The following is a 25,410-nucleotide window of genomic DNA, read 5'->3' as shown; positions in this document are numbered from 1 at the left end:
TTCCAGCTAAATATCCGTTTAGATTCAAACAGTAATGCTTATCCGAACGGCATTGTCACACTGTGAGGCCTTTGAATAGGCAAGGTATTAATAGTTCAGGCGAGTGTTACTAGAAATGCCGAGACCTATTAGAAGTTAGCGTGAGGGCCGAATACTTCGTAGTGAACGCGTGAACGGTCAACTTTCATTGCATCTAGCTGCTCTACGATGTTCTTCATGAAACCAACAGGACCACAGATGTAGAAATCGCTCTCTTCAAAGCCTTTAGTATCAGAGATAGACGCTAGATCCATTTGACCTTGATGCGTGTTTTCACATGCAGATTCATCTTTGTTCATGTACCACGTTTTCGCTTCCCAACCTTTGTCGGCAACAATATCTTTAACACGAGTCGTGAAAGAGTGTTGGCCTACGTTCTCACAAGCGTGAAGGTAAAGTACTGGCTCGTTTTTATCTTCCGTGTTTAGGAACTCAAGCATAGACTGCATTGGCGTTACACCAACACCTGCAGAGATAAGTGTTACTGGCTTGCTGCGCTCTTGATACATGAAGTCACCCGCTGGTGCGTATAGGCTAACCTCATCACCAACAGCAACCGTATCGTGTAGGTGGTTAGATACAACGCCTTGTGTCTCTTGGCCTTGTCCTTCACGTTTAACAGAAATACGGTATTGCTTGCCGTTTGGCTTATCAGACAGTGAGTATTGACGAATCTCGCTGTATTGAGAGCCTTCTGGTTTCACTTCGATACCGATGTATTGACCTGGTGTGTAATCCAGAACTTCACCGCCGTCTTTTGGCTGAAGGATAAAACTTGTTACTAGCGCTGACTCTTCGATTTTGTCTGCAATCACAAACGCACGCGCTGCTTCCCAACCACCAACAGCTTGCTTACGCTGTAGGTAAAGTTCAGCTTCACGATCGATGAATACTTGCGCCAAGAATAGGTAAGCGGCTGTCCATGCTTCTTCCACTTCTGGAGTAAAGGCGTCAGCAGCTAGTTCACGTAATGTCTCAATCAGGTGCAAACCAACAATTTGGTAGTGCTCTGGTTGAATGTTAAAGCTTGTGTGTTTCTGAGCAATACGTTCAACGGCAGTTGTTAACGCTGCTAGATTTTCAATGTTCTTTGCATATGCCGCGATAGCTTCAAACAGTGCTACGCCTTGGCGACCTGTTCTTTGGTGAGTCATATTGAAGATATCTTTCAACTCAGGGTTATGCGTGAACATACGTTGATAAAAATGCTGAGTTAAAGCTGGGCCTGCGCTCTCAAGTAGAGGAATAGTAGATTTGATGATTTCGATATGTGCATTGTTAAGCATGAATTTACTCCGAACACTGAGCCTTATGACCTATATGTCATTTTGACTACTAAAAATTAAGAATGACTTATCGATTTTCTGAAACCTTAGTTATTTTTAGAAACTGAGTTATTTTGACTCGTTTTCATTTCAAAAAATCGCGAAACCTGATTAATGCAACCTGATTGATTGAGATCAAGAATAGTCTGTTTAATCAGCGCTATAATTGGGCTTTTCTGTATCTTCTGCACAATCAGTGCCAACTTTATCAATCCCCGTCATTACTGGTTTTCTTCTCAAAACTCATCTTATAAAAATGTCAAAAAGACCTTTTTTTTAAGTCAATAAGACTCTATTATGTAGATAAACACACACAGTTAGAGTTTTTTATGCAAGATATCTCCGCATCTACCCTCATGGAAATGACCATTGGCCTCGCAAGTGGTGTCAACGATCAAGATCGTTTCAATCGCCTGATCGATGCCATTCGCAAAACCATAACGTGTGATTGTGTCGCGCTTTTAAGCCTTCAAGGCGACACGCTAGTACCTATCGCAATGCAAGGGCTCAGCCGAGATACGTTCGGTCGTCGCTTTATCATTTCAGAACACCCACGGTTTGAAGAGATCTGCGCGTCTCGCTCTCCTGTTCGTTTCGATGCTGATAGCTCCCTACCCGATCCTTTCGATGGTTTGCTTATTGACCATGATGGCGATTTACCAATGCATGCTTGTATGGGCTTGCCTTTGCTATTTGGCGACAAGTTATTGGGCATTCTGACTCTAGATAGCTTGAAACCTGATGTCTTCGCGAATATTCCGGCGCGTAACCTTGAAGTGCTGGCGGCTATTGCAGCCTCAACGATGCAGATGGCACTGACCTTCTCGCAACTTGAACATCAAGCAAAACAGTCAAAGCAATTACTCGAAGAGTTGAACGTCGAAGCGTGGGAACGTGACGGCGGCGAGTTGATTGGTAACAGTGACACCATGGTCGCACTTAAGAACGACATCGCTGTTGTCGCGCCGTCTGAATTCAACATCCTGATTCATGGTGACACCGGGGTTGGTAAAGAGCTCGTGGCTCGCACCCTGCACCACCAATCTCAACGTAAACGTAACCCACTCGTCTACGTAAACTGTGCTGCGATTCCTGAAAACTTAGTAGAGAGTGAACTGTTTGGTCACGTTCGTGGCGCGTTCACTGGCGCAGACAAAAACCGCTTAGGTAAATTTGCTTTAGCCGATGGTGGCACACTGTTCCTTGATGAGATTGGTGAATTGCCTTTGGCCGCTCAAAGTAAGCTCCTACGTGCGCTGCAAAACAACGAAATCCAACCGGTTGGCCAAGACAACATTCAAACCATTGATGTGCGAGTATTGGCAGCGACAAACCGAGATCTAAAACAAGAAGTTGAAGACGGTCGATTCAGAGCCGATTTGTACCACCGATTGAGTGTGTACCCTATCGCGGTGCCTGCACTGAAAGATCGTGGTGACGACATCAGCCTATTAGCGGGTTTCTTCTTAGAACAAGCGCGTCGTAAGCTTGGTATCAACCAAGTTAAGTTCCGCTCCGACGTTCTTTCTTTCCTAAACCGTTATGGTTGGCCGGGTAACGTGCGTGAACTTGAGCATGTGATCAGTCGTTCCGCATTGAAAGCGTTAGCGCGCAGCACCAATAAAAACCTGGTGACAATCACCAAGGAAGATTGTGGTCCTCTAGACCAAGATCAGCCAATTGCGACGACTCAGGTGAAAAACACACCATTATCGACACCAACGATCGACCTTTCTGCAGGGCTACGTGGTGCAACGGACGATTTTCAACGCAGTATCATTACTGAGGTGTTGGAAGATGCCAACTTTAACTGGGCACAAGCAGGGCGAGTTCTGAAAACAGACCGAGCAAATCTGACTCGACTGTCTAAGCGTTTAGGGCTAAATGTGGCTAAGTCTCATACGATCGAACGGACAAAATAGATATTAGCGGTTTGTTGCGAGCATCTGACAAAACTTGTGTATATAATGCTGCAAATTGTAACGCTAATTTTAAATATGTAGAGAGAGTTATGAAGTTTATCCGTTGGTTCTTAGGTCGTGTCATCTTGTTATTGAATTTTGTTTTCAGCCCACGTGGTGTGAAGCGTTCTCAAGAAGAACAAAGCAAAGTGAATGAGCAAGCAAAAACGCACACGTTATACCAATTCGAAGCGTGCCCATTTTGTGTGAAAGTGCGCCGCGCGATGAAACGTCAGTCGGTTCAATTTGAACTTCGTGATGCAAAAAACAACGAACAACACCGTGCTGAGCTTGAAGCTGGCGGCGGTCGTGTGAAAGTGCCTTGTCTACGTATCGAAAAAGACGGCAAAACTGAGTGGATGTACGAATCTTCAGATATCGTAACTTACTTAGAAAAGCAGTTTGCATAAGCAATAAAGCGACAAAATCTAGATACAAAAAATCCCTCTAATGTGAGGGATTTTTTATGTCTGTTATTTGGCGTTAATCGCTTCAAATTGGGAGCGAAAGTTCAAACCACTACTTCGCTACAATCAGCATCAATTCCACACGGCGGTTACACGCCTTGCCTTGCGCAGAAGCGTTGGTGCAAGCTGGTACGTATTCGCCAAATCCACGAGTATAAATGGAGCGACTCGACACATAGTTACTCTCTAATCGAGCCTTCACTTCTTTTGCTCGCTGCTCTGAAAGCGGATCATTGATTCGATCTGTGCCCGTATTATCGGTGTGCCCTTCAATCACCACATCAATATCTTGGCGTTGAGCAAGGTAGCTGCCTAGCGTATCTAACCATTGATTATACGCTGGCTCGGGGAATGCTGAACCTGTTTTAAAGTTCACGTGCTGCTCAAGCTTTACCATCACATGGTTACCCGGCAACACTTCAAAATCGATGCGGTTTTGTCTTAAAAAGACTTCCAGTGGGTCGTTAGTCGAAACGCCACGTCCGTAGTTGGTCGTGATGGTTCTGTGTTGATGAGTGCTACTCTGGATAGAGTACCCACGATTGCTTGCTACATGAGTCGTTTGAACCACACCCCATTCAGGATGCATCAAGTCGTAATCGGTTTGTGGTGCAGTCTCTAGCATGTCACCGCCAAGTAAGTCAGTTGGTGACGTGGCTTCACACCCAGCCAAAGCTATGCTTAACATTATCGCTAAATATCTCATTACTTCATCAACCACTCATGCAGATAAACCATTCACTAATGTCTATATCGGCACCGAGGGAAAAACTTTAGACGAAAAGAAAGCAGAACCCAAAAAAGTGCTGTTGATCACAGTTAACCGTCTACTAGCTTGTCTTCAGCCGCTAGTTCGAACTGTTTGCATTTATTTACCTTATAATTGTTTTCCAATTCGTACTAAATAGTTAGAATCTCACGACTTCTCAACGCTAGAGCAAACATTATGTTTAAACCATTTACTAAATTCATCACAGCACTCGCTGCCGTACTCATTATCGCGGGTTGTAGTGAAACAGACGAGCCACAAAAAGGCGTTCAATACGAAGCGCTTCCTACTGCTCTAACAGAATTTAACTTGTCTCCGATCACTGAAATCTTCTCTCTTAACTGTGGTCACTGCCGTCAAATGGAAAGTGCCATTCCAGAGATTGAATCTCTAACAGACCAAACTATTGGCAAGATGCACGTGACGTTCAACGAAAGCGCTCAAATCAGCGCAATGATCTACTACACAGCAGTGATGCAGCTTGATGCGACGCCTGACCACGCATTCATGGACGACCTATTTGGTGCCGTTCAAATGGGTGCAGATGCAACACCTGAGCAGCGTCAACAAGCACTAGAGACAGCGTTTACTTCTCGTGGTTTGGTTAGCCCATACCAGCTGAATAAAGAACAGCAAGTCGCTCTTTTCGACTACGTTAAGCAAGCAGAAGAGAGCTCAGTAAAAGGTCAGATCAACTCAGTACCAACCTTTATCATCAACGGTAAATACCAAGTACTAACAGCAGGTCACCAAGACGTTGCTGGCATTGCAAAAACGATCAACTACCTTTTGACTCAACCATAATCACGGCTTTAGTCAACTGATTAACACATTTTGTATTAACTACGAAATTCAGCACTCAATATAAATAGGTTTTACTATGTCTAAATTTGTCATCCCGGTCATTGTCTTTCTTTTGGCGGGTTTCATGATTTACCGTACTTGGACGAATCATAAGTCTGGCGGAGAAAACTTCGAACAAGGCCAACAATTTCTAATTGAAAACGGCACTAAAGAAGGCGTGATTACGACTGAAAGTGGTCTTCAATACCTTGTTCTTGAAGAAGGTACAGGCACAGAGCACCCAACTAAGAACAGCAAAGTAACGGTTCACTACCACGGTACGCTAATCGACGGCACTGTTTTCGACAGCTCTGTTGAGCGCGGCGAGCCAATCTCATTTGCTCTTAAGCAAGTAATTAAAGGCTGGCAAGAAGGTTTGACTTACATGGTTGAAGGCCAAAAAGTTCGTCTATTTATTCCAAGCACTCTAGCTTACGGTAAAGGCGGTTCAGGCCCTATCCCACCATCATCGACTCTGATTTTTGATGTAGAACTCATCTCTATCAAATAATCGAAGTTACTGATTTAAGCCCCAACATACGCGCTATGTCGGGGCTTTTTTATATCTGAACATTTGAAGCCTCTTTAGATATTGAGCTATTTAGCTATTTAGCTATTTAGCTATTTAGCTACTGTAACAACGACCAAATATACCCTCGAAAACCGACCACTAGACGACTGGTCTAATTTAACTTATAGTACCGCCCATGAACGAAAAAACGAATGACACACGCCTGCATGTTTTAGATGTTGGCTACCAATTAATAGTGAACAACGGCTTTAACGGCGTTGGCTTATCGCAATTGCTTAAAGAAGCGGACGTGCCGAAAGGGTCGTTTTACCACTACTTTAAATCGAAAGAGCAATTTGGCGAGGCTCTGATCCAGCACTATTTTGAGACCTACATCAGCAGAGTTGAAACTATTTTGGTTCATGGTGAAGGCAACCATTACCAGAGAATTGTCAGTTATTTCACTCGATGGTCACAGATTGAAAACGGCACCTGCAATGCTCATAAATGCTTGGTCGTTAAACTCAGCGCGGAAGTTTCTGATCTTTCTGATCCTATGCGCCAAGCGCTATTAAAGGGTGCAGAAAAAGTGACGAATACCATCGAACAGTGCATTGTCGGCGGTATTGAAGATGGCTCCATAAAGGTTGAAGAGAGCCAAGAAGCAGCTCAGAACCTATACTCAATGTGGTTAGGCGCCAGCTTATTGAGCAAGCTGAGCCAAAGCTCACATAGCTTACAGTCAGCTTTGAGCCTTACCGAACGAATTTTAAAAGGTGAAAGCTAATAACGCGCAGCGCGCTTTATTGGCTTTAACTTAAAAAAATCACCCGCCCTCTTATCAATTTGATGACGGCGGGATTTTTAGACAACAAGACTAGACGACTGGTCTAATTCTAAATGTATAAAATACACAATTAAGGACATCCAATGACTCAACAAGACAATCGCCGAATCGTATTGGCTTCTCGCCCAGTTGGCGCACCGACTCAAGACAACTTCCGTTTAGAGACAATAGCTGCGCCAAGCATCAAAGACGGCGAGATGTTACTTCGCTCAGTTTACCTTTCTCTAGACCCCTACATGCGTGGTCGAATGAGCGATGCTAAATCTTACGCAGACCCTGTCGAGATTGATGAGGTGATGGTTGGCGCAACCGTATGTCAGGTTGAAGAATCAAACCACGCTGATTACGAAGTTGGCGAATGGGTACTGGCTTACACAGGTTGGCAAGATCTTGGCGTGTCTAACGGTGAAGGCCTAATCAAACTCGGCAAAGAACCAACGCACCCTTCTTACGCGCTTGGCATCATGGGTATGCCTGGTTTTACCGCTTACATGGGCTTGCTTGATATCGGCCAACCTAAAGAAGGCGACACGCTAGTCGTTGCAGCAGCAACAGGTGCTGTAGGCGCAACCGTTGGACAAATCGGCAAACTAAAAGGCTGTCGTGTTATCGGCGTTGCAGGCGGTCAAGAGAAGTGTCAGTACGCGAAAGAGATTCTTGGCTTTGATGAATGCATCGACCACAAAGCTGACGACTTCGCGGAGCAATTGGCTAAAGCGTGTGACAACGGCATCGACGTTTACTTTGAAAACGTTGGCGGCAAGGTATTCGATGCAGTAATGCCTCTGCTTAACACAGGTGCTCGTATTCCTGTGTGTGGCCTTATCTCTCAATACAATGCGACTTCACTGCCTGAAGGACCAGATCGTATGTCTAGCCTGATGGGTATGCTGCTTGTTAAAAGAATTAAGATGCAAGGTTTCATCATCTTTGATGACTACGCACACCGTTACAACGAATTTGCTGTTCAAATGACAGAATGGTTGTCTCAAGGCAAGATGCACTATCGTGAGCACCTGGTTGAAGGTCTAGAAAATGCGCCACAAGCATTCATGGGCCTATTGGAAGGTCAGAACTTCGGTAAGCTTGTTATCAAAACGAACGAAGCTAAATAAATTCAATAAACTGAACCCGTTAACTAGGTAGAATCATGATTACTTTGCATCACCTGAATAAGTCGCGCTCAAAGCGCATCATCTGGCTATTGGAAGAGCTTGGGGTAGATTACCAAATCAAACCCTACCAACGAGACAGTGTCACTTTTCTTGCACCACCAGAACTCAAATCCATTCACCCATTGGGTAAATCTCCTGTCATTGAAGACGATGGCGTCGTGATCACTGAATCTGGTGCTATCACGGAATACCTAATCGACAAATACGGTCAGGGTAAGTTCGCACCTACACGCGGCACCGCAAACTACGTTGAGTATTCGCAATGGCTTCACTTCGCTGAGAGTTCAGGTATTTTGCCAATGCTGCTTAAGATCTTTGTAATGAAGGACGGCTGTGAAACTAACTTCCTAGGCGGTTATGCAGACGATGAAAACCAAAAGATCTTAACTTACGTGAATAATGCACTTGAAGGTAAAACCTACTTGGTTGCAGACACACTAACAGGTGCAGATTTTATGATGTCGTTCATCGTAGAAATCGTGGGTAACTTTGGTGCAACTGCGCTTTACCCTAACATCGCTAAATACGGTGAACTTTTAAAGAGCCACCCTGCTTACCAAAAAGCTGAGCAAGTAGAGCTAGAACACTCGAACTGATCGAGTTTCACTCAAACACGTGCTTGCTAGAGTAAACACAAGAAACTAAATGAAGCCAAAGCCGATTTATCTTCTGCTTTGGCTTCTCATTTGTCTTCATTTCGACAACAATACCGAACTCTAACTGAACAGCCATAGAGTTTGATCTTAATGCCAACAAACCTCGCTCAATACACACCTCTGCACCTAGCAAACACGAATGTCGATTTAGCGCTACCGACTCGTTTTACGTTTCCGTATTACTATACCCCGCACCCTGTGTGTGAATTCGCTATGCTGCAGCTTCAGCAATCACTTGTCGACTGTGGTGTGAATGAAACCTCGCAAGGTAATCTCTACGCTGTGCTTCTTGTTCAGAATCCAACCACACAAGGGTTAGGTTACCTTTCTGCGTTTTCAGGCTTGCAGTTAGATCCGGCTTTGGTCTCTCAGTTAAACAACATTCACTTTGTTCCACCAGCCTTCGATTCAAAACAGTTTCAATCTCAAAACAGTGCGAACCTTGCTCGACAATTGCAGCTCTCGGACGACATTGAAAAGCTGCAACAGTCGCACAATCTAGACACATTATTGGCCGAGCTTGAAGGGTTAAAAATCGAATCAGCAAAAGCTATCGAAGCCTTTCAGTTAGCAATGGCCGCAAACAAAGCTCAGCGTAACGAACTCAGAGAACAAGCCAATCAAGAAAAAGCATTAGGGAATCTAGAGTCAGCGGCGAATTTGCTCAAACAACTGGGCAATCAAAGTAGCCAAGAGAAACGTGACCTAAAAGCACTTCGTATTGAGTGGAAACAGAAGATCGCAGAGCGCCAATCACAAATTGATTTGATTGAAAGCGAACTGAAAAACCGTAAGCAAGATCACCAAGCAGTTTCACAACAGTTGGAAACTCAACGCCTCTCTCACTATCGCTTTATCAATCAAGCCAAGCAATCTAAGAATTTACTCGAGTTGCTCGATGGTAAAGACGCGCTTGAAGGCTCTGGTGACTGCTGCCTACCTAAGTTGCTTAACTTTGCGTTTGAACACGGGTTCAAGCCGTTAGCATTATCTGAGTTTTGGTGGGGATTACCGCCTACAGACATCATTAGACAACACGCAAACCTCTACCCTGTTTGTCAGAGTAAAAGCTTTGAGATCCTCGAACACCAGTTAAGTAGCATAGAGCTAGAAGATAACCCGCTTATCGTGAACCCTGCGGTTGGTAAGTCTTTTAATATTGTTTATGAAGACGATGAAATCGTAGTCGTCAATAAGCCTGAAGAGTTCTTGTCGGTTCCCGGTAAGTTCATCGAAGATTCAGTTTATACCCGCATAAAAGCGCGTTACCCGGATGCGACTGGTCCTTTGATTATCCATAGGTTGGATATGTCGACGTCAGGTTTGTTGATCTTGGCGCTCACGGCGGAATCAAACAAGCATATTCAGAAGCAGTTCATTAATAGAACCGTAGAGAAACGCTACACCGCTTTGTTAGATGGCGAGATAACGGGCGAATCTGGCAATATCAGCCTTCCTTTGCGCGGCGACATCACGGACAGACCAAGACAACTGGTTTGTCACCAACACGGCCGAAATGCAGAGACCCATTGGCAAGTGGTTAGCACTCACAATGGCAAAACCAAGGTTCACTTGTACCCTAAAACAGGGCGAACCCACCAGCTGCGAGTGCACTGTGCTCATCCATTAGGGCTTGGTGTACCTATTCGTGGTGACGACTTATACGGATACAAACGCGAGCGCTTACACCTGCACGCTGGCTACTTAAAGTTGATTCACCCGACAACCGGTGAATGGATGGAGTTTGAAGTGCCTTCCGAGTTCTAAACTCTAACTTATCGAGCTAAGACTCTTATCTCACTCAATATTTGATCTCATAAAACGCATCAAGGTTCTACAACTGCTTAAGGTATAGAACCCTGATATTTAATTTTAATGTGATTATCACAGTTCATTAGCGTACTTTAGTTACTGAGTTCAATACTGCAGACGCCTAGCCCATCACATCTTTGCGCTGGTCAACACATTCGAAAGAGCCCATTTCGAACTCGCGACAGATCCATGGTCGGTTTTCGTAGATAGTACACATCAGTGTTTCTCTATCTACCGCAGAACACCAGCCGTCGTCTAAGCGCTTCATGGTTTCACCGCCCCATTCATCATAAGCGATGTGCTCTTCAGGTACGCCCGTATCTGTGATGATCATAACCTCTAAACGACAACAGCATGCCTGACAATTTGCACAGGTTATTTCGGGTTCGGTTACGTTCTTTATATCTATCGTCATAAGTGACTACACTGCTAAATTTTGCGTATGGTAATCGAAACCGCCCGCTACGGCTAATAAAGATAGTGCGGCGCGGCGTTTTCATTGATGTAGAAATAACAAAGGGCGCTGTGATTCACTCACAACACCCATAATATTTCGACTTTTCAGCGCGGCTTATCGCCACAGGCTCTATTTAGAACAGGCTCGCGAAGAACAGCTTAACGTAGTCTATTAAACGTTTGAACAAACCGCCCTGTTCAACCGCTTCAAGCGCGATCAAAGGCTGAGTTTGAACATCTTCGCCATCAACGGTGTAATGAACCACACCTAGAGTTTGACCTTCTGCAATTGGCGCTTTCAGTTCAGAGTTAAGCTCGATAGATGCAGTCAGCTTTTTACTGTCTGACTTAGGCAACGTAATGAACGTGTCTTCTGCCACACCTAATTTCAATGTGTCTTGCTCACCAAACCATACCTTCTCTTCAGCCACTTGATCGCCGCCTTTATGCGGGTTTAGTGTATCGAAGAAACGGAAACCGTAGCTCAACAGCTGTTTGCTGTCTGATTCACGGCTCTTAACGCTTGATGCGCCCATCACAACCGCGATAAGTCTCATCTCACCTTGTGTCGCTGAACTCGCCAAACTGTAGCCAGCACCAGAGGTGTAGCCCGTTTTCATGCCATCAACGGTTAAGCTTCTATCACGCAACAAGCCATTACGGTTATGTTGAGTGATGCCGTTGTAACTGAAAGAGCGTTCGCTGTATAAGCCATACACATCCGGTAAATCACGAATAATGGCACGACCGAGTAACGCGATATCGTAAGGAGTCGAATAGAGGTCGTCTGCATCCAAACCATGTGCATTGGCAAAATGGGTGTTTTCTAGCTTCAGAGAGGTAGCCCAAGAGTTCATCAGGTCAACGAATGCATCTTGTGAGCCTGCAACATGCTCTGCAATCGCAACGCTAGCATCATTACCGGATTGAATAATCAAGCCACGATAAAGATCCATCATTGCTACATCGGTGTTTACTTCGATGAACATTTTTGAAGAGTCTGGGAAGTTCTTCGCCCACGCGTTCTCACTGATTCGTACCTGATCATCAGCAGAGATGTTGCCTCGCTTCATCTCTTGACCTGCCACATAACTGGTCATCAGTTTGGTCAAGCTTGCTGGGTTTAACTTCGTATGTGCGTTTTTTTCTACCAGCACATCACCAGAATTAAAATCAATTAACACATACCCTTTTGCGCCTAAGCTAGGTGGGCTTGGTACTATAGAAGGTGCTGCGATAGCTGCATTACTTACCATCGCGGCGTTACTTACAATGAATATACTTAATAGAGGGAGAGAGTATTTGGAAAACAGTTTCATTGAATCAAACCTAAGTTAACGTTTTGAGCAGTATAGACAAATGCTAGCAAAAGAAGCGCGAACTTTACGTTGCTTTACGTATTTGTACCATTCGTTACAAATAAAAAAGTATAATCTGCGATCTGACCATATTTTCCACAACTAATATTTACTCCACGAATGCATTCAACGCCTAATGCTATCGCTCAGGCATGCGTCTAAATAACATTTCAACAAAGCCAGTAATACGCTGTTTGCTCTCGCTTGGCTCTAAATCAGGTTGGATGCCAGACTGTGCTAATGCTTGCCATTGTACGACCTCTGAGTTAGGTACGAAAAACGCAATGTACAACGACCCTTTCTCCGCGACTTTACCTTCACCATCGTAAAATGGCACACCAGTAGATAGCTTAATCGCATCGAAGATAGACTCATCGTTCAGTTCCGATTCTTCCGCTAATCCAAAGCCTACAACAACATCACCGACACCATCCTGCTTTAACTGATAACCTTTACTTGAGAGCTGTTCTTGAATCGAATCACGCACTAAATCGGTTACCACGGTTTCATCGTATTTTTGAGAAAGGTAAACCTTTTCTGACTCAGGGTGCCAGGAGTACGTCATCACGCCGTGTTTCATGAAACCAAAGTCACCGCTAGTGACCACACCATAATTGTGTGTGGGTGGTATTTCTTGCGTAGAGCATGCGGTCAGCCCAATAGCCATCAAAGCCAATAGTGCTGCTTTTTTTATGCTTTTTGTTGCACAAATGGATCGTTTTATCATTCGAGGCTTCCTTACCTATATAAGAATAACTATCAATTCAACCTCCAACATAAATGGTAATTATGTTAATAGAAAGATCATTAAACGTTTGCGTAATCGCTAACCTTCACCTCTGTCTGTTTTGGGGGTTTAATCACAAAAACAGAGTTGGTATAGTTCTCCCCGTTAAACAAAACCAGACCATTCGAGGCACGGAGCTTCCTCAATCATCTCATGAAGAGAAGAATTGGTACCGACAAAGTATCGGCAAATTTAAGAGGGTCAAACAATGGAATTCAATATGGTTGAAATTTTAGGTTACGCTGCGTCTATTATGGTCGCAATTTCATTAACAATGAAAGATATCGTTCGTCTGCGTGTCCTTAACTTTATTGGCTGTGCACTCTTCACAGCATACGGCATCATGATTGACGCATGGCCAGTTGCAGCCACCAACGGCTTTATCGCTTGTGTAAACATCTACTTCCTTGCAAAAATGCAAAAGGAAAAAAAAACGGAAGCGATGAAAGCAGCGAAAGCTTAAATTAACGATTAGCCTTTCAAATAATTCTGAAAAAGCCCAAATAGAGCGATCTATTTGGGCTTTTTTGTGTTTGTCGTTCTCAAGAGCTCGATTTGTGTGAACAAAACTTTTCAATTCAATGAGGCTTTCAACCGATCACATGTAAGCAACGTGATATTCGTTCTCTCGATACGCTTGAGTGTTGTTACGTCCACTCTCTTTTGCTTGATAAAGCGCTTTGTCGGCTTTATCGATAGCGGTTTCAATGTCAGTCAGTGCTTGAGCATGGCAACAACCAGCGCTGATTGTTACTGGCGACACTAAGCCTTGAAGTTGCTCAACACATAACCGTAACGCCTCTGATAATTCGAATAACTCATGTTCATCACAATCAAACGTCACCAAAATAAACTCTTCACCGCCATAGCGTGCAATCAAACGACGACGGTTAACAAATCTCTTCAGTGATTTTGCGACCTCACAGATAACCCTATCGCCTTGAGCATGACCATATTGATCGTTCACCCGCTTGAAATGGTCAATATCCAGCAAAATGACACCGACATTTGTTAGCGGATAAGGCGACCTTTGAGTAATTTTCAGTTTTAGCTGTTCGATAAAACTCCGTCGACTAGGAAGCCCAGTAAGGTAATCGAGTAACTGAATTGACCTTCTGGTTTGGTGGCGATTCGATCAATAAGCAGTTCAGACGAGTAGCCTATTAAGGATTTCAATGATTTGTGCTCATAATCTGGATGAAGCACTAAGTTACCCTGCAGATCGACAATGTACACATATCCGCTATCACCAAACGCATACTTTCTAAGTTTATCTTTTAAACCTTCAAGATCGACCAAATACATCAATTCTTCTTTATAGGTCGTCGCAACCAAAGTATTACCACTCGGTAGCCTCATCGAATAAGCGACTTTGGCTCTGCGGCTTATCTCATGAGGGTTAGCGTGAAAGTACTCGATCATGCCAGAGTCAATAGTGAGCTGTTTTTGGATATGAGTAAGATGCCCACGCTTCTGACCTTGCAAGAATGGATGGTAGAGATGGACGCCTTGGGGTGACATCAAATAGATATAACCCGATTGTCCAATATGCAATTCACGGGCAATTTGGCTTACCTGTTCAACTTCTTGTTCTGGCGTGGTATGCCATACATGAGACGCAACGGTATCCGTAATTCCTTTAAGATATGTCTTTATCGCCTCATTAACTGTGGTGTCGACAATATCGTAACTCGCGTTCACAATCGTACGAAAAAACAGTTGGTTAGATTCCAACAATGACCTTTCAGTTCGATTAAATTGAAAGGCAGAAAGAATCATCGACACGACGGCGAGCGCAATTGAAAAATTAAGAATGTATTTACGTCTGACTTTCAAGATTACCCCGTAGATTTATAATTTCAGGTAACGCTGTGACTTCTCTTATATACAGACTGTTTTATATCATGTTTTTATTTTTTACTGAACGAGTGTCGATATTTTTAAGGGTTTCTATACGTAATCTGTGACTTATAACAAAAACGCCGAACTGGATTCAGTTCGGCTTTTTGATTTTACGTCTAGATTGATTACTTAATTGATACTAATTCCTGATAAATAGACTTAAAAGTATTTGTGTTTATTACCTATTACTACACTCTATTGTCTATAAATAGTTTGCTTAGCATTAAATTAAGAACAAACTTGAGTCCAGCTACCATCGCTACCCGGTTCAGAACTTGTCCACCAGTTTGCTTGGTAAACACTACCGTTGTGAACCACTTGGTCTCCTGTGTTTGCATGGCTTGGGTTACCTGCCCAATCTTTCTGAGGTAAGTCTGGGTAAACCGCTAAACCTGCCGTATCACATGTACCTGGATTGGTGCCACCATCGCCAGGGTTACCGCCACCTGAACTGATATCACCTAATGGTAGATCTGGCTGCTCGAAGCTAAACGCGTAATCAACGCCACCGACATTCACCGCGTAGTTAGCAGGGCCAGAAATTGGCAAGTAATACACCATGTCTAACTCATACACACCGCCAGCAGGAAGCTCTTCCCATGTCGGCAACGTAAACGCCACTCGGTGCATGGTTCCATCTAGTCCACCGATGTTATCCGCGCGAGTATGACCTGAAGCAATCACGGTCAAACCACCACCCGATTGATCTTTCGCGTTATCAGGTGCAGATACTGGGATATCGAATTGGAACTCAGTTCCACCCGGAAGAGCTTGCCCTGTGTTGTTCGTGAACGTGATCTTAGGGTTGATTGGGTAGTTTTGGTCACCGACTTTGAAGCCACCAACCGATACCGCGATATCTAGCGCTTCTGTTGGAATAGCACCCGTCGCTACTTTGTTTCCATATGGTGTTGCAGACTTAAACTTATCGTAGATAGCTTTCGTCATGGTGTTACCCATGTGGAACTCACCGTTACCGCTGTTACACGCTTGCTCAGTCGTATCGATAGAGCTTCGGTTGCCATTCGCATCGAGAACATAACAGTTATAATCCCCTGCTAGTTCCCAGAACATAATGCCGCCGATCTCTTTGTCGATAACGTAGTCCGCTTTCACGTCGATAGACTGTTTATCTTCTGTTGAAAGGAATACGCCCTTCTCTGCGTTCCACAACCAAGGGGCAACCGCCACACTGTCGTAGTTTCTCGTGTAAGTGCCCGTTAGAACATCTGAAGGATCATTCACAGGATCAAGCTTGTAAGCTTCAGCGTAAGAGCCCCAAATACCCTTCTCTAGGTTCTTCGCGTGCCACATAGGGTTAGAACCCGCGCCCATTTCGTTACCTTTTGGATCGGTATCGTGCCACATGTTGTCGATACCAATAGCGCCATGGCCACAGTTGTTTTTCTCGCCTTCACCCGTACCCGCTGAACATTCAGATTGGTTTGGCAGTGCTGCTCGGCCCCAAAGACCATTCTCACCACCCGTTACGCCTTGCCAACCACGAGTGTAGTAAGGCACACCGATGTTAATACGGCCTGCTGGCATAGAACCACGGAAGTAATGGTAAGCCCAATCCGTGTTCAGATAACCAATACCACCGTAAGCCGCCGTGTCGTATACGTTCCACTGCGCTAGCTCTGAATCTTTACCCGTATCAAACAAGGCTGCGTTATGACCTACGTGATCGTTCCACGCACCGTGAAGGTCGTAAGACATGATGTTTACGTAATCGAGGTACTTGGTTACATCGAATGTTTCCATACCGCGTAATAGGTAACCAGAAGAAGGCGCTGCGATCGTTAACATGTAGTGATTGCCATCTTGCGCAGACGCCGCATCGAGCTTCTCACGTAGCACTTTCATCAACACTTGGTACGACGCCCACAGGTATTGACGACGCGGCTCCATGAAGTCTTTGTCGTATGGGTTACCTGCGCCAGCCATAGAAGTTGGGTATTCGTAATCGATATCTAGACCATCGAACTGGTACTTACGCAGCATTTCGACCGCTGAAGTCGCGAATGTTTCGATACCTTGATGGTTGATAGAACCATCAGCATTGGTCGTCATGGTGTAGAAACCACCATCAGCCACGCGGCTGCCATCAGTCGCGAAGTGACCACCTGTTTCAGCCCAACCACCGATTGAGATTAACGTTTTCACGCCGTGTTTTTTCTTCGCTGTCGCTAATGCACCGAAGTGACCTTTGAAGCCTAATGCCGGATCAACTTCCACACCCGGCCACTCTTTACCAACCGCTGCGTTATTTGGATCGTTTACATCACCGACGTTTACTTTGCCATCTGAACCGATGCTCACGAAAGCGTAGTTAATGTGTGTGAGTTGTTCCCAAGGAATATCATTTACTAGGTAAGCAGCTTGTGGGTCATCCCCTGCACGCCAACTTGTGAAGTAACCAATGACACGACGGGGATGGTCTGCGCCCATTTTCTCACGGCCTTCATCATCGTAAATTGTACAGTAAGGAACATCGACACCTTGAGTTTGATATAAGCCATCAGGGCGACATGTGCTCACTGTTGGAGCGCCGTTCACGGTCAAAGATGCCAACGCAGAATCTGCAGTCGCACCTTGGTCGTCTGTTGCTTTCGCGTAAACTGCTAAAGAACCCGCTTGAGTTGTTGTGTAATCTAACGTGTAAGGGCTCGTTGCAGCTGTGCCCACAAGAGCACCCGCTACGTAGAAATCAACCTTATCAACCGTGCCATCGCTATCTGCTGCCGTTGCTGTCAGTGTGACTACACCACCAACATCAACAGATGTCACTGAAAGTGCAACTGAAACTGTCGGTGCTTCATTCCCTGGTTGTGCTGAATCAACAGAAACAGAAACCGCACTTGCAACACTTGCTGCGCCTTCATTATCCGTTGCAACAACAGAAACCTGATGATTACCCGACGTTGCAGCCCAAGTCGCTTCGAAAGGTGCCGCTGTGACTACCGCAACAGATGCGCCATCAACAAAGAACTCAACCGAAGCCACACTGCCATCAGAATCTAGTGCTGTTGCACTCAATACAACATTATCGCCTTCAGTAATCACGTCAGAAGCAGAGGGTGCCGTTAATGAAGCCGTTGGTACTTCATTTGGCGTACCGCCACCTCCGCCACCACTACACACATCAATCTTTTTCCATTGTGCATAGTCACCCTCAAATTGGCTCGGGTTGTTATTTTGATTCCAGTAATTCGCTGAGTACGCGCTGCCGTCATGTGAAACCTGATCACCACCGGTGTACACCGTGGCGGAATCCCACGCTTCTAACGTTGAACAATCCACAGCCGCGTAGCTGTTGAACGCCATTAAGCATGACGCGGTGAGAGTACTGAGTGTAAAAACCTTCTTGGCCACTCTTCCTTGGTTTAGGTGCATGTTAGCTGTCCCTTAAGTTATTGTTTCAAGATGCTTAATTTAAGTGTCATATTTCTCATCACTTAAATCTCTTCGCAAAACAACTGTAGGTAACAGTGCCAATTTAACACCTAAAATATTCGATATTTATAAAATGACTCGCATTAATTTGTTTATAGCATGCAATGAGTCGACACTTATTTTGCACGAACAACTAATATTAAATTTATTTCGGTACGCTAAAAAATATCGCCTAATTCGTATCCTTAATTACAAAACTCTATTCATATCTGCTTTATTTGTTCGTTCTGAAATTTCGTTTTAAAACTAACCAAAAGGGATTGATTTCGCCGTAGAACTGATTTCTTTTCTAAATTTGCCCACTTTTTCTTAACAATTGTGGTAGTATCGCGGATTTTTTTGACAAACCTCACATTTCCAATGCAAGTGTGGGAGAAATACATAGGCTCGAAAGAGCCAAATATAGCGAAGAAATAATGTCCAACTTGACGCAAGTCGCCAACGAAAACATCAACGCAGAATCTACTTCTATCGATTTCAATAAAGCTCAATCTTTGGGTGAAAAACTGGAACTCGGAAACCCAGTCTTTTGGCTTAGTGGCAGTTTTTTAACCCTCTTTGTCATCCTAGCCTTCACCAACACCTCCGTGTTGTCCGAACTTGTAAACATCGGCTTTAGTTATTCAACTAAGTGGTTCGGTGCTTTCTGGCAAGTCCTACTACTTCTCAACTTCATTATCGGTTTAGTGCTTGCACTAGGTCGCACCGGCCACGTTCGCTTAGGAACGCTTGCCCTACCTGAAATGACCACCTTTAAATGGATGTCTATCGTCCTATGTACGCTGCTAGCCGGCGGTGGTGTGTTCTGGGCAGCCGCAGAGCCTATCGCTCACTTTGTTTCAGCTCCGCCACTGTATGGCAACGCAGATCCTCAAGCGATGGCGTTCAATGCTCTATCACAATCTTTCATGCACTGGGGTTTCCTTGCATGGGCAATCTTAGGTGGTTTGTCTTCCATCGTGTTAATGCACTTGCATTACGACAAAGGCCTTCCTCTTAAGCCTCGCACTCTGCTTTACCCAGTACTTGGCGACAAAGCGATTAACAGTTGGGTTGGTAACGTTGTCGACGCATGCAGCATCGTGGCTGTAGCCGCAGGTACTATCGGCCCTATCGGCTTCCTTGGCCTACAAATCAGCTACGCACTGAGCGAACTGTTTGGCATTTCAGACAGCTTTGCAACTCAAAGTGTTGTTATTATCTTTGCTATCGCAATGTACACGCTTTCTGCTTTGAGCGGCGTGAACAAAGGTATCCAACTGGTAAGCCGTTACAACATCATCTTGTCTGTGTGTCTAATCGGCTACATCCTTCTTGTTGGCCCAACGAGCTTCATCGTTGATGGCTACCTGCAAGGTATGGGCGAAATGGTTGATAACTTCATCCCAATGGCGCTATACCGCCAAGATACAGCATGGCTAGGTGGCTGGACTGTGTTCTTCTGGGGTTGGTTCTTAGGTTATGGCCCAATGATGGCGATCTTCATTGCTCGTATCTCACGTGGCCGTACTATTCGCCAAATGATCGTTTCTATTAGCATCGTTGCACCGCTTGTAACGTGTTTCTGGTTCAGCATCGTTGGTGGTAGTGGTCTAGCGTTTGAATTAGAGAACCCAGGTGTGATCTCTAGTGCATTCGAAGGCTTTAACCTTCCTGCTGTGCTACTGGCCATTACCGCTCAACTGCCGTTCCCGACTTTGATTGCAATTCTGTTCCTGATCCTGACGACCACGTTCATCGTGACAACAGGTGACTCAATGACTTACACAATCAGTGTGGTAATGACGGGTACGACAGAGCCAAACGCAGCGGTACGTACCTTCTGGGGTATCATCATGGGTGCGGTAGCGATCACACTTATCTCGATGGGTTCAGGCGGCATCTCCGCTCTACAGTCGTTCATTGTAATCACAGCGGTTCCGGTATCGTTTATCTTGCTCCCGTGTCTATGGCACGCGCCGAAGATCGCGAAGCAGATGGCAAGAGATCAAGGTATCGCTTAATACCTGACCCGATTTAGTTTCGGGTAGCGTAGAACACTAAAAAGCCACTCAAGTGATTCACCTGAGTGGCTTTGTTTTATCTGTTCGTTACTTCTATCTACGATAGCTTATTTCAATCGATAGTTCGGCTTATTGAAACTTTTCACCCGCAGCAACCATAAACGACATCTCAACCAGTAGCTCAGGATTAGCAAGTTCTGCTTTCACGCATGCACGGCTTGGCGCGCAGCCTTCAGGGAACCACGCTTCCCAAACTTCATTGAGTGCATCAAAGTTAGCGAAATCCGTGAGATAAATAGTCACTGACAATACGCGAGATTTGTCGCTGTCTACCAAACTCATCATTTCTTCGGCTTGTTCGAAGATTTGCTGAACCTGACTCTTAATTCCTGCTGTTGTATCCGTCTCTGCCACTTCCACAAAGCTTGCAATACCGTTAAAAACAGTTACATCAGACCAACGTTTGGTCGGGTTAATTCTATGAATTTTCACTGGTTATACTCTTCTTATAATTAGGGTGAACATCAGCGTAATCTAATCCAAATCATGAATATTGAAAACAAAAATTAGAAAGCTCGCGTTACCTTTTGAACAGCACTATCGCCTACCCATTGCTTTGGTTCTCAACATCACTAGCCTTTGAGTTCCTATCGAGACAATAAGTCGCTACCTATTAAGTTTTTAGATAAATATATTAATTATTATTCTCAATGCGAAATTTAATCTGAGCTATTGCGGTCATATTCAGGGAGTTTATTAAATTGAGTACTTTTATGCATGTTCAAACCTATGATTTAAAACAGAGTAATGTGGGATATAACCTAGGCGTGATTGGCGTAGCATTAGTGCTCGCTTGGATTGGAATTTATAAGTTTACGCCAACTGAAGCGATGCTCATTGAACCGCTAATCACGAATCATCCTGCAATGAACTGGCTTTACAATCTGTTCTCAGTACAAGCTGTGTCTAACATGGTGGGTGGCGCGGAGATCATCGTCGCGATTGGATTGATCGTTGGATTTAAGAAGCCGACAGTAGCTTTCTACTCAGGCATTGCTGCATCGGCTATCTTTGTTGTGACACTTAGCTTCCTGGTTACAACGCCAAACGCTTGGAAAGTATCGGATGGCATCTTAGTCACTAACTTCTTCCTAGTGAAAGATATCCTGTTTTTGGCTATCGCGATTAGCGTAATCGAACATAACAAACCTCAGAAGTAACCGTAAATCTAGAAGTGGCCAAACCTAGAAGTAACCTTAAACCTTTAAATTAAAAGACTCGAAGCTGGCTAGAAGGACGCTGCCAGCTTCTAATGTATAAGGCACTGATAGTCACCTAGTCAGCTAAAACCTTACGATAAAAATTAGCATCTTGATGTTCTCCTTTAAACACCGCGTAGCTCTCAACATACTCGACCAATTCAAAACCGGTATTGGATAAGATTTTGTTGGAACCGATATTGCCCACTAACGCATAGGCATCAACATATTTAAGGTTGGTCAGTTCCTCCAAATAGAGTAGAAACTGCTTGACTGCGTTAGACGCAATGCCTTTTGAAGCAAAGGAACGACCTACTCGATACCCTAGCTCTCCACTATGGGCGATCTGGTCGATATCGCGGATGTTGATTCTTCCACAGACAGTGCCATTGGCATCTTTGATCAACATAGGAATCATCTCACCATTCTCGTATTCAGTTAGAAAGCTGGTGATTTGCTCGGTCACACCTGCATTTGAATAGAAGCTATCACCCCTAACTGGAATAAATTGCTCAAACCACTCTCGATTTTCGACCTCAAAATCCAAAAGCGCACTCGCGTCATTCGGTTGAAGTAAGTGTAAAAATACATCCATGACAAATACTCTAATGTTTCCCTAAAAAGCCGCACCTTATGATTCATGAACCACGGCTTATTAATACGGTTACGGTAAACCTCTCAATTTCTTGGCTGGGTTACCTGCGTAGATACCTTTTTCGGTGATGTCTTTCGTTACCACACTGCCCGCGCCGATTACTGCACCTTCGCAAATGCTGACAGACAGAACCGTAGCGTTAGAACCTATCGTGACGTTGTCAGCTATCAAGGTACGCCCCCAACTTTCAGGATTAGGATCTGGCTTGCCCTCTTTGAATAAGTCGTTGGCAAACATGACTCCGTGACCAACAAAGCAGTCACTTCCAATGGTCACATACTCACAGATAAAGGTGTGAGATTGAATCTTGCTTCTCGCACCTATCACGGTGTTCTTTTGAATCTCAACAAAGGGGCCAACGAACACATCATCTTTAAGCTCACAGCCATAAACGTTACTTGGCTCGATGATAGTGACATTCTCGCCACAGGTAATATCAGTAATCTGTGACTTTAATACTCTTGGACTTGCCATACTTCACTTCCTCTCGACATTAGCGTCACAATTCAACCTAAGAGATTGTGCCGTAGCCATTAAAGTGCAGCAAATAGATATGTTGAGAGTTGGCAATGGATCAGAAATTCTGCATAAATTAAAACAGTCCTACCAGCACAACTGACAACAGCACCCCACCGATAAAACTTGGGGCGTGGAATGGCTGAGCTTTAGATCTAACGTACTCTTTTTGAAGGTCTTCTTGGTAAGTTTTAACGGCGAGTTCTTTTATGTAGTTATTTTGCATAATAAGCTCCTTCTTAATCAGTAAGAGAAGCTTAAGACTTGAAGTTAGGTTGAGGTAAAGCAAAAAATCAGATTAATTGAACACTTTATTTTTGTTACTCGAGGATTACCCTGAACACATCGTTATTCACGCCGCCAACATCTACTAACTCTCCCGGTTTCATTAGAAGCGAGGTGTTAAGCTGTCGTGTTGAACGTGGCTCTTTTGTTTCTCGAATCACTAACATATCGACAAAATAGCCAGAGTCTTTCTTTGATATTGAGCCCGAAAACGTAACGCTTTCAACCCTATCGGCAAGGACTGAATTGAATGTTTTATCCTCTAAAACACCTGCGGCGATGGATGTATCACCATAAAATAGCGTGATGGTTGTTGGGTCGGGTACCAACTCTTGATTGGACGAACACCCTATTAGGGTAAGGCATAGCAGTAAAATGGCTCGAAATTGCATAAACTGGTTTTCTTTATTACGTTAAGCGTCTGTTTTTCATATTAAAACACTTCAACCTTATAAATACCATGTTTACGGGATAAGCTTAGGTGTGTCGCTTCGATGGACTTGAGTAATGAAGTGAACGGATCAGATCTCGGCCTGTTGAGTTTGCTCCCTATTTGGAAGCTAAACCGAGATCTGATCGATATTATCGAGAAGGGTTCAATTGATTTATGCAACAACGTCTTGTGGAGGTGTCCCTTCACAGTTAGAAACGACAGCATCAATTTGTACTAAAGCATTCATTGGGATTTCTGAAACCCCTACTACCGTTCTTGCAGGCAGCTCAGCATTAAAGAATGTGGTGTAGACTTCGTTTACCACATCAATATCTGAAATATCCTTAAGTTGAATATTAATTTTCACCGTATCGTCCATGCTATGGTCAACGCTTTCAATTATCGCCTTAATATTGTTTAAACATTGTTCCGCTTGTTCTTTTACCCCGCCAGCAACGATTTCATTTGTTTTCGGATCTAAAGGTAATTGGGCTGAAATATGATTGTAGTGAGAGAAAGCAACAGTATGCGAATAAGGCATGAATGGTGCAGAAACAGTATTATTGGTTTCAATAACCAGTAAGCGAGTGTCTTCTGGTAATTGCGGCGGTGTACCGTCGCCATGTGAAATGGATGTATCAATTTGAATTAAAGCACCCATTGGTAATTCAGCTGCGTTAACAACAGTACGAGCAGGAACGTAGCTTGGGAAGAATTTAGCACATACTTCATTTACCACTTCCGCATCTGCGATATTTTTTAGGTAGATAGTCGTTTTAACCACATCATTCATGACGTGTCCGATGCTTTCTAAAATAGCTTTAATGTTTGATAGACATTGCGCTGTTTGCGCTTTGATACCACCATCAACCAACTCACCTGTGGCTACATCTATAGGCAACTGAGCTGAAAGATTGTTGTAGTGAGAAAAGGCTGCAGTCTGCGTAGACACAGCACTTTGAGGTGCGTTATCCGTATTTCTTGAGACCTTAATTAGCGCGCAAGGAGCTTGTGGTTTAGTGCCTTCACCGTTAGAAATGAGAGCATCCATTTGAACCAGCGCATCGCTGCTTGGCAGTGCAGTGACACCCACGACAGTGCGTGTTGGAAGGCTGTTGTGGAAGAAGTTTTTGTAAACTTCATCAATAGCATCGATATCAGAAATATTCTTAACGAAAACATTAATCTTCACGACATCATCCATAACATGGTCGATGCTTTCAACAATCGCTTTAATATTATTCAAACATTGTGCTGCTTGATCTTTAATATCACCGATGACTATTTCACCCGTTTTAGGGTCAATCGGAAGTTGAGCAGAAAAGTTATTATAATGAGAAAAAGCGACCGTTTGTGTAGATACAGAATTAATTGGTGCGTTTTCAGTGTTTCTTGAAATTTTAATGATATCGCTACTCATCGGTATTATCCTTTAAATAAAATAGGTATACGTATTTATATTTAACAATCGTATTTGGAAGAATGATTAAAGTAGCGCCATGTTAAGTGAATTATTTTAGGGTAAACGTGATATCCATCAGACTCTCAGTTGACTATAAATCAGCAAGTTACAGAATAATTAGTCATCAAACGACTAATTATCCGTCGTACTAGGCTTTATCAACTGCTAAATTATCTTTAATTTTAAGTCTATTCAATAATCCTGAATACTCTCTCTGATAGTACGGTGAGTAATTCCAGAATTTTAGATAATATTTGATAGGTTGTTCACACAAAAACTTCGTTAATAGCTAAGTTAGTGAGTTTCTCCCCTATACCTGTGCATAAACTCTTAGGCTATTTAATTAATTATTTTCGAGAGCTTATTTTATATAAATACGTTCATAGACAGAACCTTAAGCACTAAGCTCAGCGTAAATTCCGTCTAACGTAAT

At 43.9% G+C, this 25,410-nt stretch carries 23 protein-coding genes and 1 pseudogene; 11 read left to right on the top strand and 13 right to left on the bottom strand.

Going from position 1 to position 25,410, the window contains the following annotated elements; genetic code table 11:
* Window positions 1–128: 128 nt before the first annotated feature.
* Window positions 129–1,325, bottom strand: a complete 1,197-nt coding sequence (gene hmpA / locus ACED46_RS18160) for an NO-inducible flavohemoprotein (RefSeq protein ID WP_017062636.1) — start codon at window positions 1,323–1,325, stop codon at window positions 129–131.
* A 368-nt stretch (window positions 1,326–1,693) separates the two neighbouring features.
* Here hmpA and norR point away from each other — a divergent pair, with 368 nt between their 5' ends.
* Both norR and ACED46_RS18150 read left to right on the top strand, forming a co-directional pair.
* The gene (gene norR / locus ACED46_RS18155; RefSeq protein ID WP_017072223.1) at window positions 1,694–3,286 is read left to right on the top strand and encodes a nitric oxide reductase transcriptional regulator NorR; all 1,593 of its coding nucleotides are present in this window, start codon (window positions 1,694–1,696) and stop codon (window positions 3,284–3,286) included.
* Window positions 3,287–3,375: 89 nt separating this feature from the next.
* Entirely contained in the window at window positions 3,376–3,735 is a 360-nt protein-coding gene (locus ACED46_RS18150; RefSeq protein WP_017062638.1) for a glutaredoxin, read from the top strand.
* A gap of 109 nt (window positions 3,736–3,844) precedes the next feature.
* Here the strand turns inward: ACED46_RS18150 and ACED46_RS18145 are convergent, their stop codons facing one another.
* Window positions 3,845–4,480, bottom strand: coding sequence for an OmpA family protein (locus tag ACED46_RS18145; protein WP_104216162.1), 636 nt, complete (start codon window positions 4,478–4,480; stop codon window positions 3,845–3,847).
* A 258-nt stretch (window positions 4,481–4,738) separates the two neighbouring features.
* Between ACED46_RS18145 and ACED46_RS18140 the strand changes: the two genes are divergently transcribed.
* The 6 genes from ACED46_RS18140 to ACED46_RS18115 all read left to right on the top strand — a co-directional run bounded on the left by ACED46_RS18140 (window position 4,739) and on the right by ACED46_RS18115 (window position 10,360).
* Entirely contained in the window at window positions 4,739–5,365 is a 627-nt protein-coding gene (locus ACED46_RS18140) for a thioredoxin domain-containing protein (protein ID WP_371722084.1), read from the top strand.
* A gap of 76 nt (window positions 5,366–5,441) precedes the next feature.
* Window positions 5,442–5,915: an FKBP-type peptidyl-prolyl cis-trans isomerase gene (locus ACED46_RS18135; protein ID WP_017062642.1), complete on the top strand. Its 474-nt coding sequence runs from the start codon at window positions 5,442–5,444 to the stop codon at window positions 5,913–5,915.
* A 196-nt stretch (window positions 5,916–6,111) separates the two neighbouring features.
* Window positions 6,112–6,702 (top strand): TetR/AcrR family transcriptional regulator, encoded by a 591-nt coding sequence (locus tag ACED46_RS18130; protein ID WP_017062643.1) that lies wholly within the window; start codon window positions 6,112–6,114, stop codon window positions 6,700–6,702.
* Window positions 6,703–6,845: 143 nt separating this feature from the next.
* The gene (locus ACED46_RS18125; RefSeq protein ID WP_371722083.1) at window positions 6,846–7,877 is read left to right on the top strand and encodes an NADP-dependent oxidoreductase; all 1,032 of its coding nucleotides are present in this window, start codon (window positions 6,846–6,848) and stop codon (window positions 7,875–7,877) included.
* Window positions 7,878–7,912: 35 nt separating this feature from the next.
* Complete coding sequence (locus ACED46_RS18120; protein ID WP_017064479.1) at window positions 7,913–8,533, top strand: glutathione S-transferase family protein; 621 nt, start codon at window positions 7,913–7,915, stop codon at window positions 8,531–8,533.
* 150 nt (window positions 8,534–8,683) lie between these two features.
* Entirely contained in the window at window positions 8,684–10,360 is a 1,677-nt protein-coding gene (locus ACED46_RS18115; protein ID WP_371722082.1) for a pseudouridine synthase, read from the top strand.
* Window positions 10,361–10,526: 166 nt separating this feature from the next.
* Here ACED46_RS18115 and ACED46_RS18110 read toward each other — a convergent pair whose 3' ends face one another.
* The 3 genes from ACED46_RS18110 to ACED46_RS18100 form a co-directional block, all read right to left on the bottom strand.
* Complete coding sequence (locus tag ACED46_RS18110) at window positions 10,527–10,820, bottom strand: YkgJ family cysteine cluster protein (protein ID WP_371722081.1); 294 nt, start codon at window positions 10,818–10,820, stop codon at window positions 10,527–10,529.
* Window positions 10,821–10,995: 175 nt separating this feature from the next.
* Window positions 10,996–12,180 carry a D-alanyl-D-alanine carboxypeptidase family protein gene (locus ACED46_RS18105; RefSeq protein WP_017064476.1) on the bottom strand — a complete coding sequence of 395 codons (1,185 nt, stop codon included), beginning with the start codon at window positions 12,178–12,180 and terminating at the stop codon, window positions 10,996–10,998.
* Between the two features lie 178 nt (window positions 12,181–12,358).
* On the bottom strand, window positions 12,359–12,946 hold the full coding sequence (locus tag ACED46_RS18100) for a DUF4136 domain-containing protein (protein ID WP_017064475.1): 588 nt from the start codon (window positions 12,944–12,946) through the stop codon (window positions 12,359–12,361).
* Window positions 12,947–13,214: 268 nt separating this feature from the next.
* Between ACED46_RS18100 and ACED46_RS18095 the strand changes: the two genes are divergently transcribed.
* On the top strand, window positions 13,215–13,469 hold the full coding sequence (locus ACED46_RS18095) for a YgjV family protein (RefSeq protein WP_017068159.1): 255 nt from the start codon (window positions 13,215–13,217) through the stop codon (window positions 13,467–13,469).
* 135 nt (window positions 13,470–13,604) lie between these two features.
* Here ACED46_RS18095 and ACED46_RS18090 read toward each other — a convergent pair.
* A pseudogene (locus tag ACED46_RS18090) lies at window positions 13,605–14,842 on the bottom strand (diguanylate cyclase domain-containing protein).
* 294 nt (window positions 14,843–15,136) lie between these two features.
* A complete protein-coding gene (locus ACED46_RS18085; protein ID WP_017072213.1) occupies window positions 15,137–18,304 on the bottom strand; it encodes a chitinase C-terminal domain-containing protein in 3,168 nt (1,055 codons plus the stop codon).
* 476 nt (window positions 18,305–18,780) lie between these two features.
* Between ACED46_RS18085 and ACED46_RS18080 the strand changes: the two genes are divergently transcribed.
* Window positions 18,781–20,367, top strand: coding sequence for a BCCT family transporter (locus ACED46_RS18080; RefSeq protein WP_017062653.1), 1,587 nt, complete (start codon window positions 18,781–18,783; stop codon window positions 20,365–20,367).
* Window positions 20,368–20,496: 129 nt separating this feature from the next.
* On the opposite strand, the gene ACED46_RS18075 is transcribed toward ACED46_RS18080, so the two are convergent.
* Window positions 20,497–20,859: a RidA family protein gene (locus tag ACED46_RS18075; RefSeq protein ID WP_017062654.1), complete on the bottom strand. Its 363-nt coding sequence runs from the start codon at window positions 20,857–20,859 to the stop codon at window positions 20,497–20,499.
* A gap of 281 nt (window positions 20,860–21,140) precedes the next feature.
* Here ACED46_RS18075 and ACED46_RS18070 point away from each other — a divergent pair, with 281 nt between their 5' ends.
* Entirely contained in the window at window positions 21,141–21,587 is a 447-nt protein-coding gene (locus ACED46_RS18070; RefSeq protein ID WP_371722085.1) for a DUF417 family protein, read from the top strand.
* 115 nt (window positions 21,588–21,702) lie between these two features.
* Here ACED46_RS18070 and ACED46_RS18065 read toward each other — a convergent pair whose 3' ends face one another.
* From ACED46_RS18065 to ACED46_RS18045, 5 genes are all read right to left on the bottom strand, one after another.
* On the bottom strand, window positions 21,703–22,221 hold the full coding sequence (locus ACED46_RS18065; RefSeq protein WP_371722080.1) for a GNAT family N-acetyltransferase: 519 nt from the start codon (window positions 22,219–22,221) through the stop codon (window positions 21,703–21,705).
* A 69-nt stretch (window positions 22,222–22,290) separates the two neighbouring features.
* Complete coding sequence (locus ACED46_RS18060) at window positions 22,291–22,755, bottom strand: acyltransferase (protein WP_017062657.1); 465 nt, start codon at window positions 22,753–22,755, stop codon at window positions 22,291–22,293.
* A gap of 118 nt (window positions 22,756–22,873) precedes the next feature.
* Entirely contained in the window at window positions 22,874–23,023 is a 150-nt protein-coding gene (locus tag ACED46_RS18055) for a hypothetical protein (protein ID WP_017067591.1), read from the bottom strand.
* Between the two features lie 94 nt (window positions 23,024–23,117).
* Window positions 23,118–23,474, bottom strand: coding sequence for a hypothetical protein (locus tag ACED46_RS18050; RefSeq protein ID WP_017062659.1), 357 nt, complete (start codon window positions 23,472–23,474; stop codon window positions 23,118–23,120).
* 213 nt (window positions 23,475–23,687) lie between these two features.
* Entirely contained in the window at window positions 23,688–24,935 is a 1,248-nt protein-coding gene (locus ACED46_RS18045) for a RidA family protein (protein WP_017064467.1), read from the bottom strand.
* Window positions 24,936–25,410: the final 475 nt, after the last annotated feature.

Origin of the sequence: Vibrio sp. 1S139 (assembly GCF_041439475.1) — a bacterium.
In the GTDB taxonomy this organism is placed as follows: Bacteria; Pseudomonadota; Gammaproteobacteria; order Enterobacterales; family Vibrionaceae; genus Vibrio; species Vibrio crassostreae_C.
This window is presented reverse-complemented; position numbering and strand designations above follow the sequence as displayed.

What these genes read in the sequence shown, in the direction of transcription:
- hmpA (WP_017062636.1), bottom strand. Translation starts at nt 1,325, where the DNA reads ATGCTTAACAATGCACATATCGAAATCATCAAATCTACTATTCCTCTA.
- norR (WP_017072223.1), top strand. Translation starts at nt 1,694, where the DNA reads ATGCAAGATATCTCCGCATCTACCCTCATGGAAATGACCATTGGCCTC.
- ACED46_RS18150 (WP_017062638.1), top strand. Translation starts at nt 3,376, where the DNA reads ATGAAGTTTATCCGTTGGTTCTTAGGTCGTGTCATCTTGTTATTGAAT.
- ACED46_RS18145 (WP_104216162.1), bottom strand. Translation starts at nt 4,480, where the DNA reads ATGTTAAGCATAGCTTTGGCTGGGTGTGAAGCCACGTCACCAACTGAC.
- ACED46_RS18140 (WP_371722084.1), top strand. Translation starts at nt 4,739, where the DNA reads ATGTTTAAACCATTTACTAAATTCATCACAGCACTCGCTGCCGTACTC.
- ACED46_RS18135 (WP_017062642.1), top strand. Translation starts at nt 5,442, where the DNA reads ATGTCTAAATTTGTCATCCCGGTCATTGTCTTTCTTTTGGCGGGTTTC.
- ACED46_RS18130 (WP_017062643.1), top strand. Translation starts at nt 6,112, where the DNA reads ATGAACGAAAAAACGAATGACACACGCCTGCATGTTTTAGATGTTGGC.
- ACED46_RS18125 (WP_371722083.1), top strand. Translation starts at nt 6,846, where the DNA reads ATGACTCAACAAGACAATCGCCGAATCGTATTGGCTTCTCGCCCAGTT.
- ACED46_RS18120 (WP_017064479.1), top strand. Translation starts at nt 7,913, where the DNA reads ATGATTACTTTGCATCACCTGAATAAGTCGCGCTCAAAGCGCATCATC.
- ACED46_RS18115 (WP_371722082.1), top strand. Translation starts at nt 8,684, where the DNA reads ATGCCAACAAACCTCGCTCAATACACACCTCTGCACCTAGCAAACACG.
- ACED46_RS18110 (WP_371722081.1), bottom strand. Translation starts at nt 10,820, where the DNA reads ATGACGATAGATATAAAGAACGTAACCGAACCCGAAATAACCTGTGCA.
- ACED46_RS18105 (WP_017064476.1), bottom strand. Translation starts at nt 12,180, where the DNA reads ATGAAACTGTTTTCCAAATACTCTCTCCCTCTATTAAGTATATTCATT.
- ACED46_RS18100 (WP_017064475.1), bottom strand. Translation starts at nt 12,946, where the DNA reads ATGATAAAACGATCCATTTGTGCAACAAAAAGCATAAAAAAAGCAGCA.
- ACED46_RS18095 (WP_017068159.1), top strand. Translation starts at nt 13,215, where the DNA reads ATGGAATTCAATATGGTTGAAATTTTAGGTTACGCTGCGTCTATTATG.
- ACED46_RS18085 (WP_017072213.1), bottom strand. Translation starts at nt 18,304, where the DNA reads ATGCACCTAAACCAAGGAAGAGTGGCCAAGAAGGTTTTTACACTCAGT.
- ACED46_RS18080 (WP_017062653.1), top strand. Translation starts at nt 18,781, where the DNA reads ATGTCCAACTTGACGCAAGTCGCCAACGAAAACATCAACGCAGAATCT.
- ACED46_RS18070 (WP_371722085.1), top strand. Translation starts at nt 21,141, where the DNA reads ATGCATGTTCAAACCTATGATTTAAAACAGAGTAATGTGGGATATAAC.
- ACED46_RS18065 (WP_371722080.1), bottom strand. Translation starts at nt 22,221, where the DNA reads ATGGATGTATTTTTACACTTACTTCAACCGAATGACGCGAGTGCGCTT.
- ACED46_RS18060 (WP_017062657.1), bottom strand. Translation starts at nt 22,755, where the DNA reads ATGGCAAGTCCAAGAGTATTAAAGTCACAGATTACTGATATTACCTGT.
- ACED46_RS18055 (WP_017067591.1), bottom strand. Translation starts at nt 23,023, where the DNA reads ATGCAAAATAACTACATAAAAGAACTCGCCGTTAAAACTTACCAAGAA.
- ACED46_RS18050 (WP_017062659.1), bottom strand. Translation starts at nt 23,474, where the DNA reads ATGCAATTTCGAGCCATTTTACTGCTATGCCTTACCCTAATAGGGTGT.
- ACED46_RS18045 (WP_017064467.1), bottom strand. Translation starts at nt 24,935, where the DNA reads ATGAGTAGCGATATCATTAAAATTTCAAGAAACACTGAAAACGCACCA.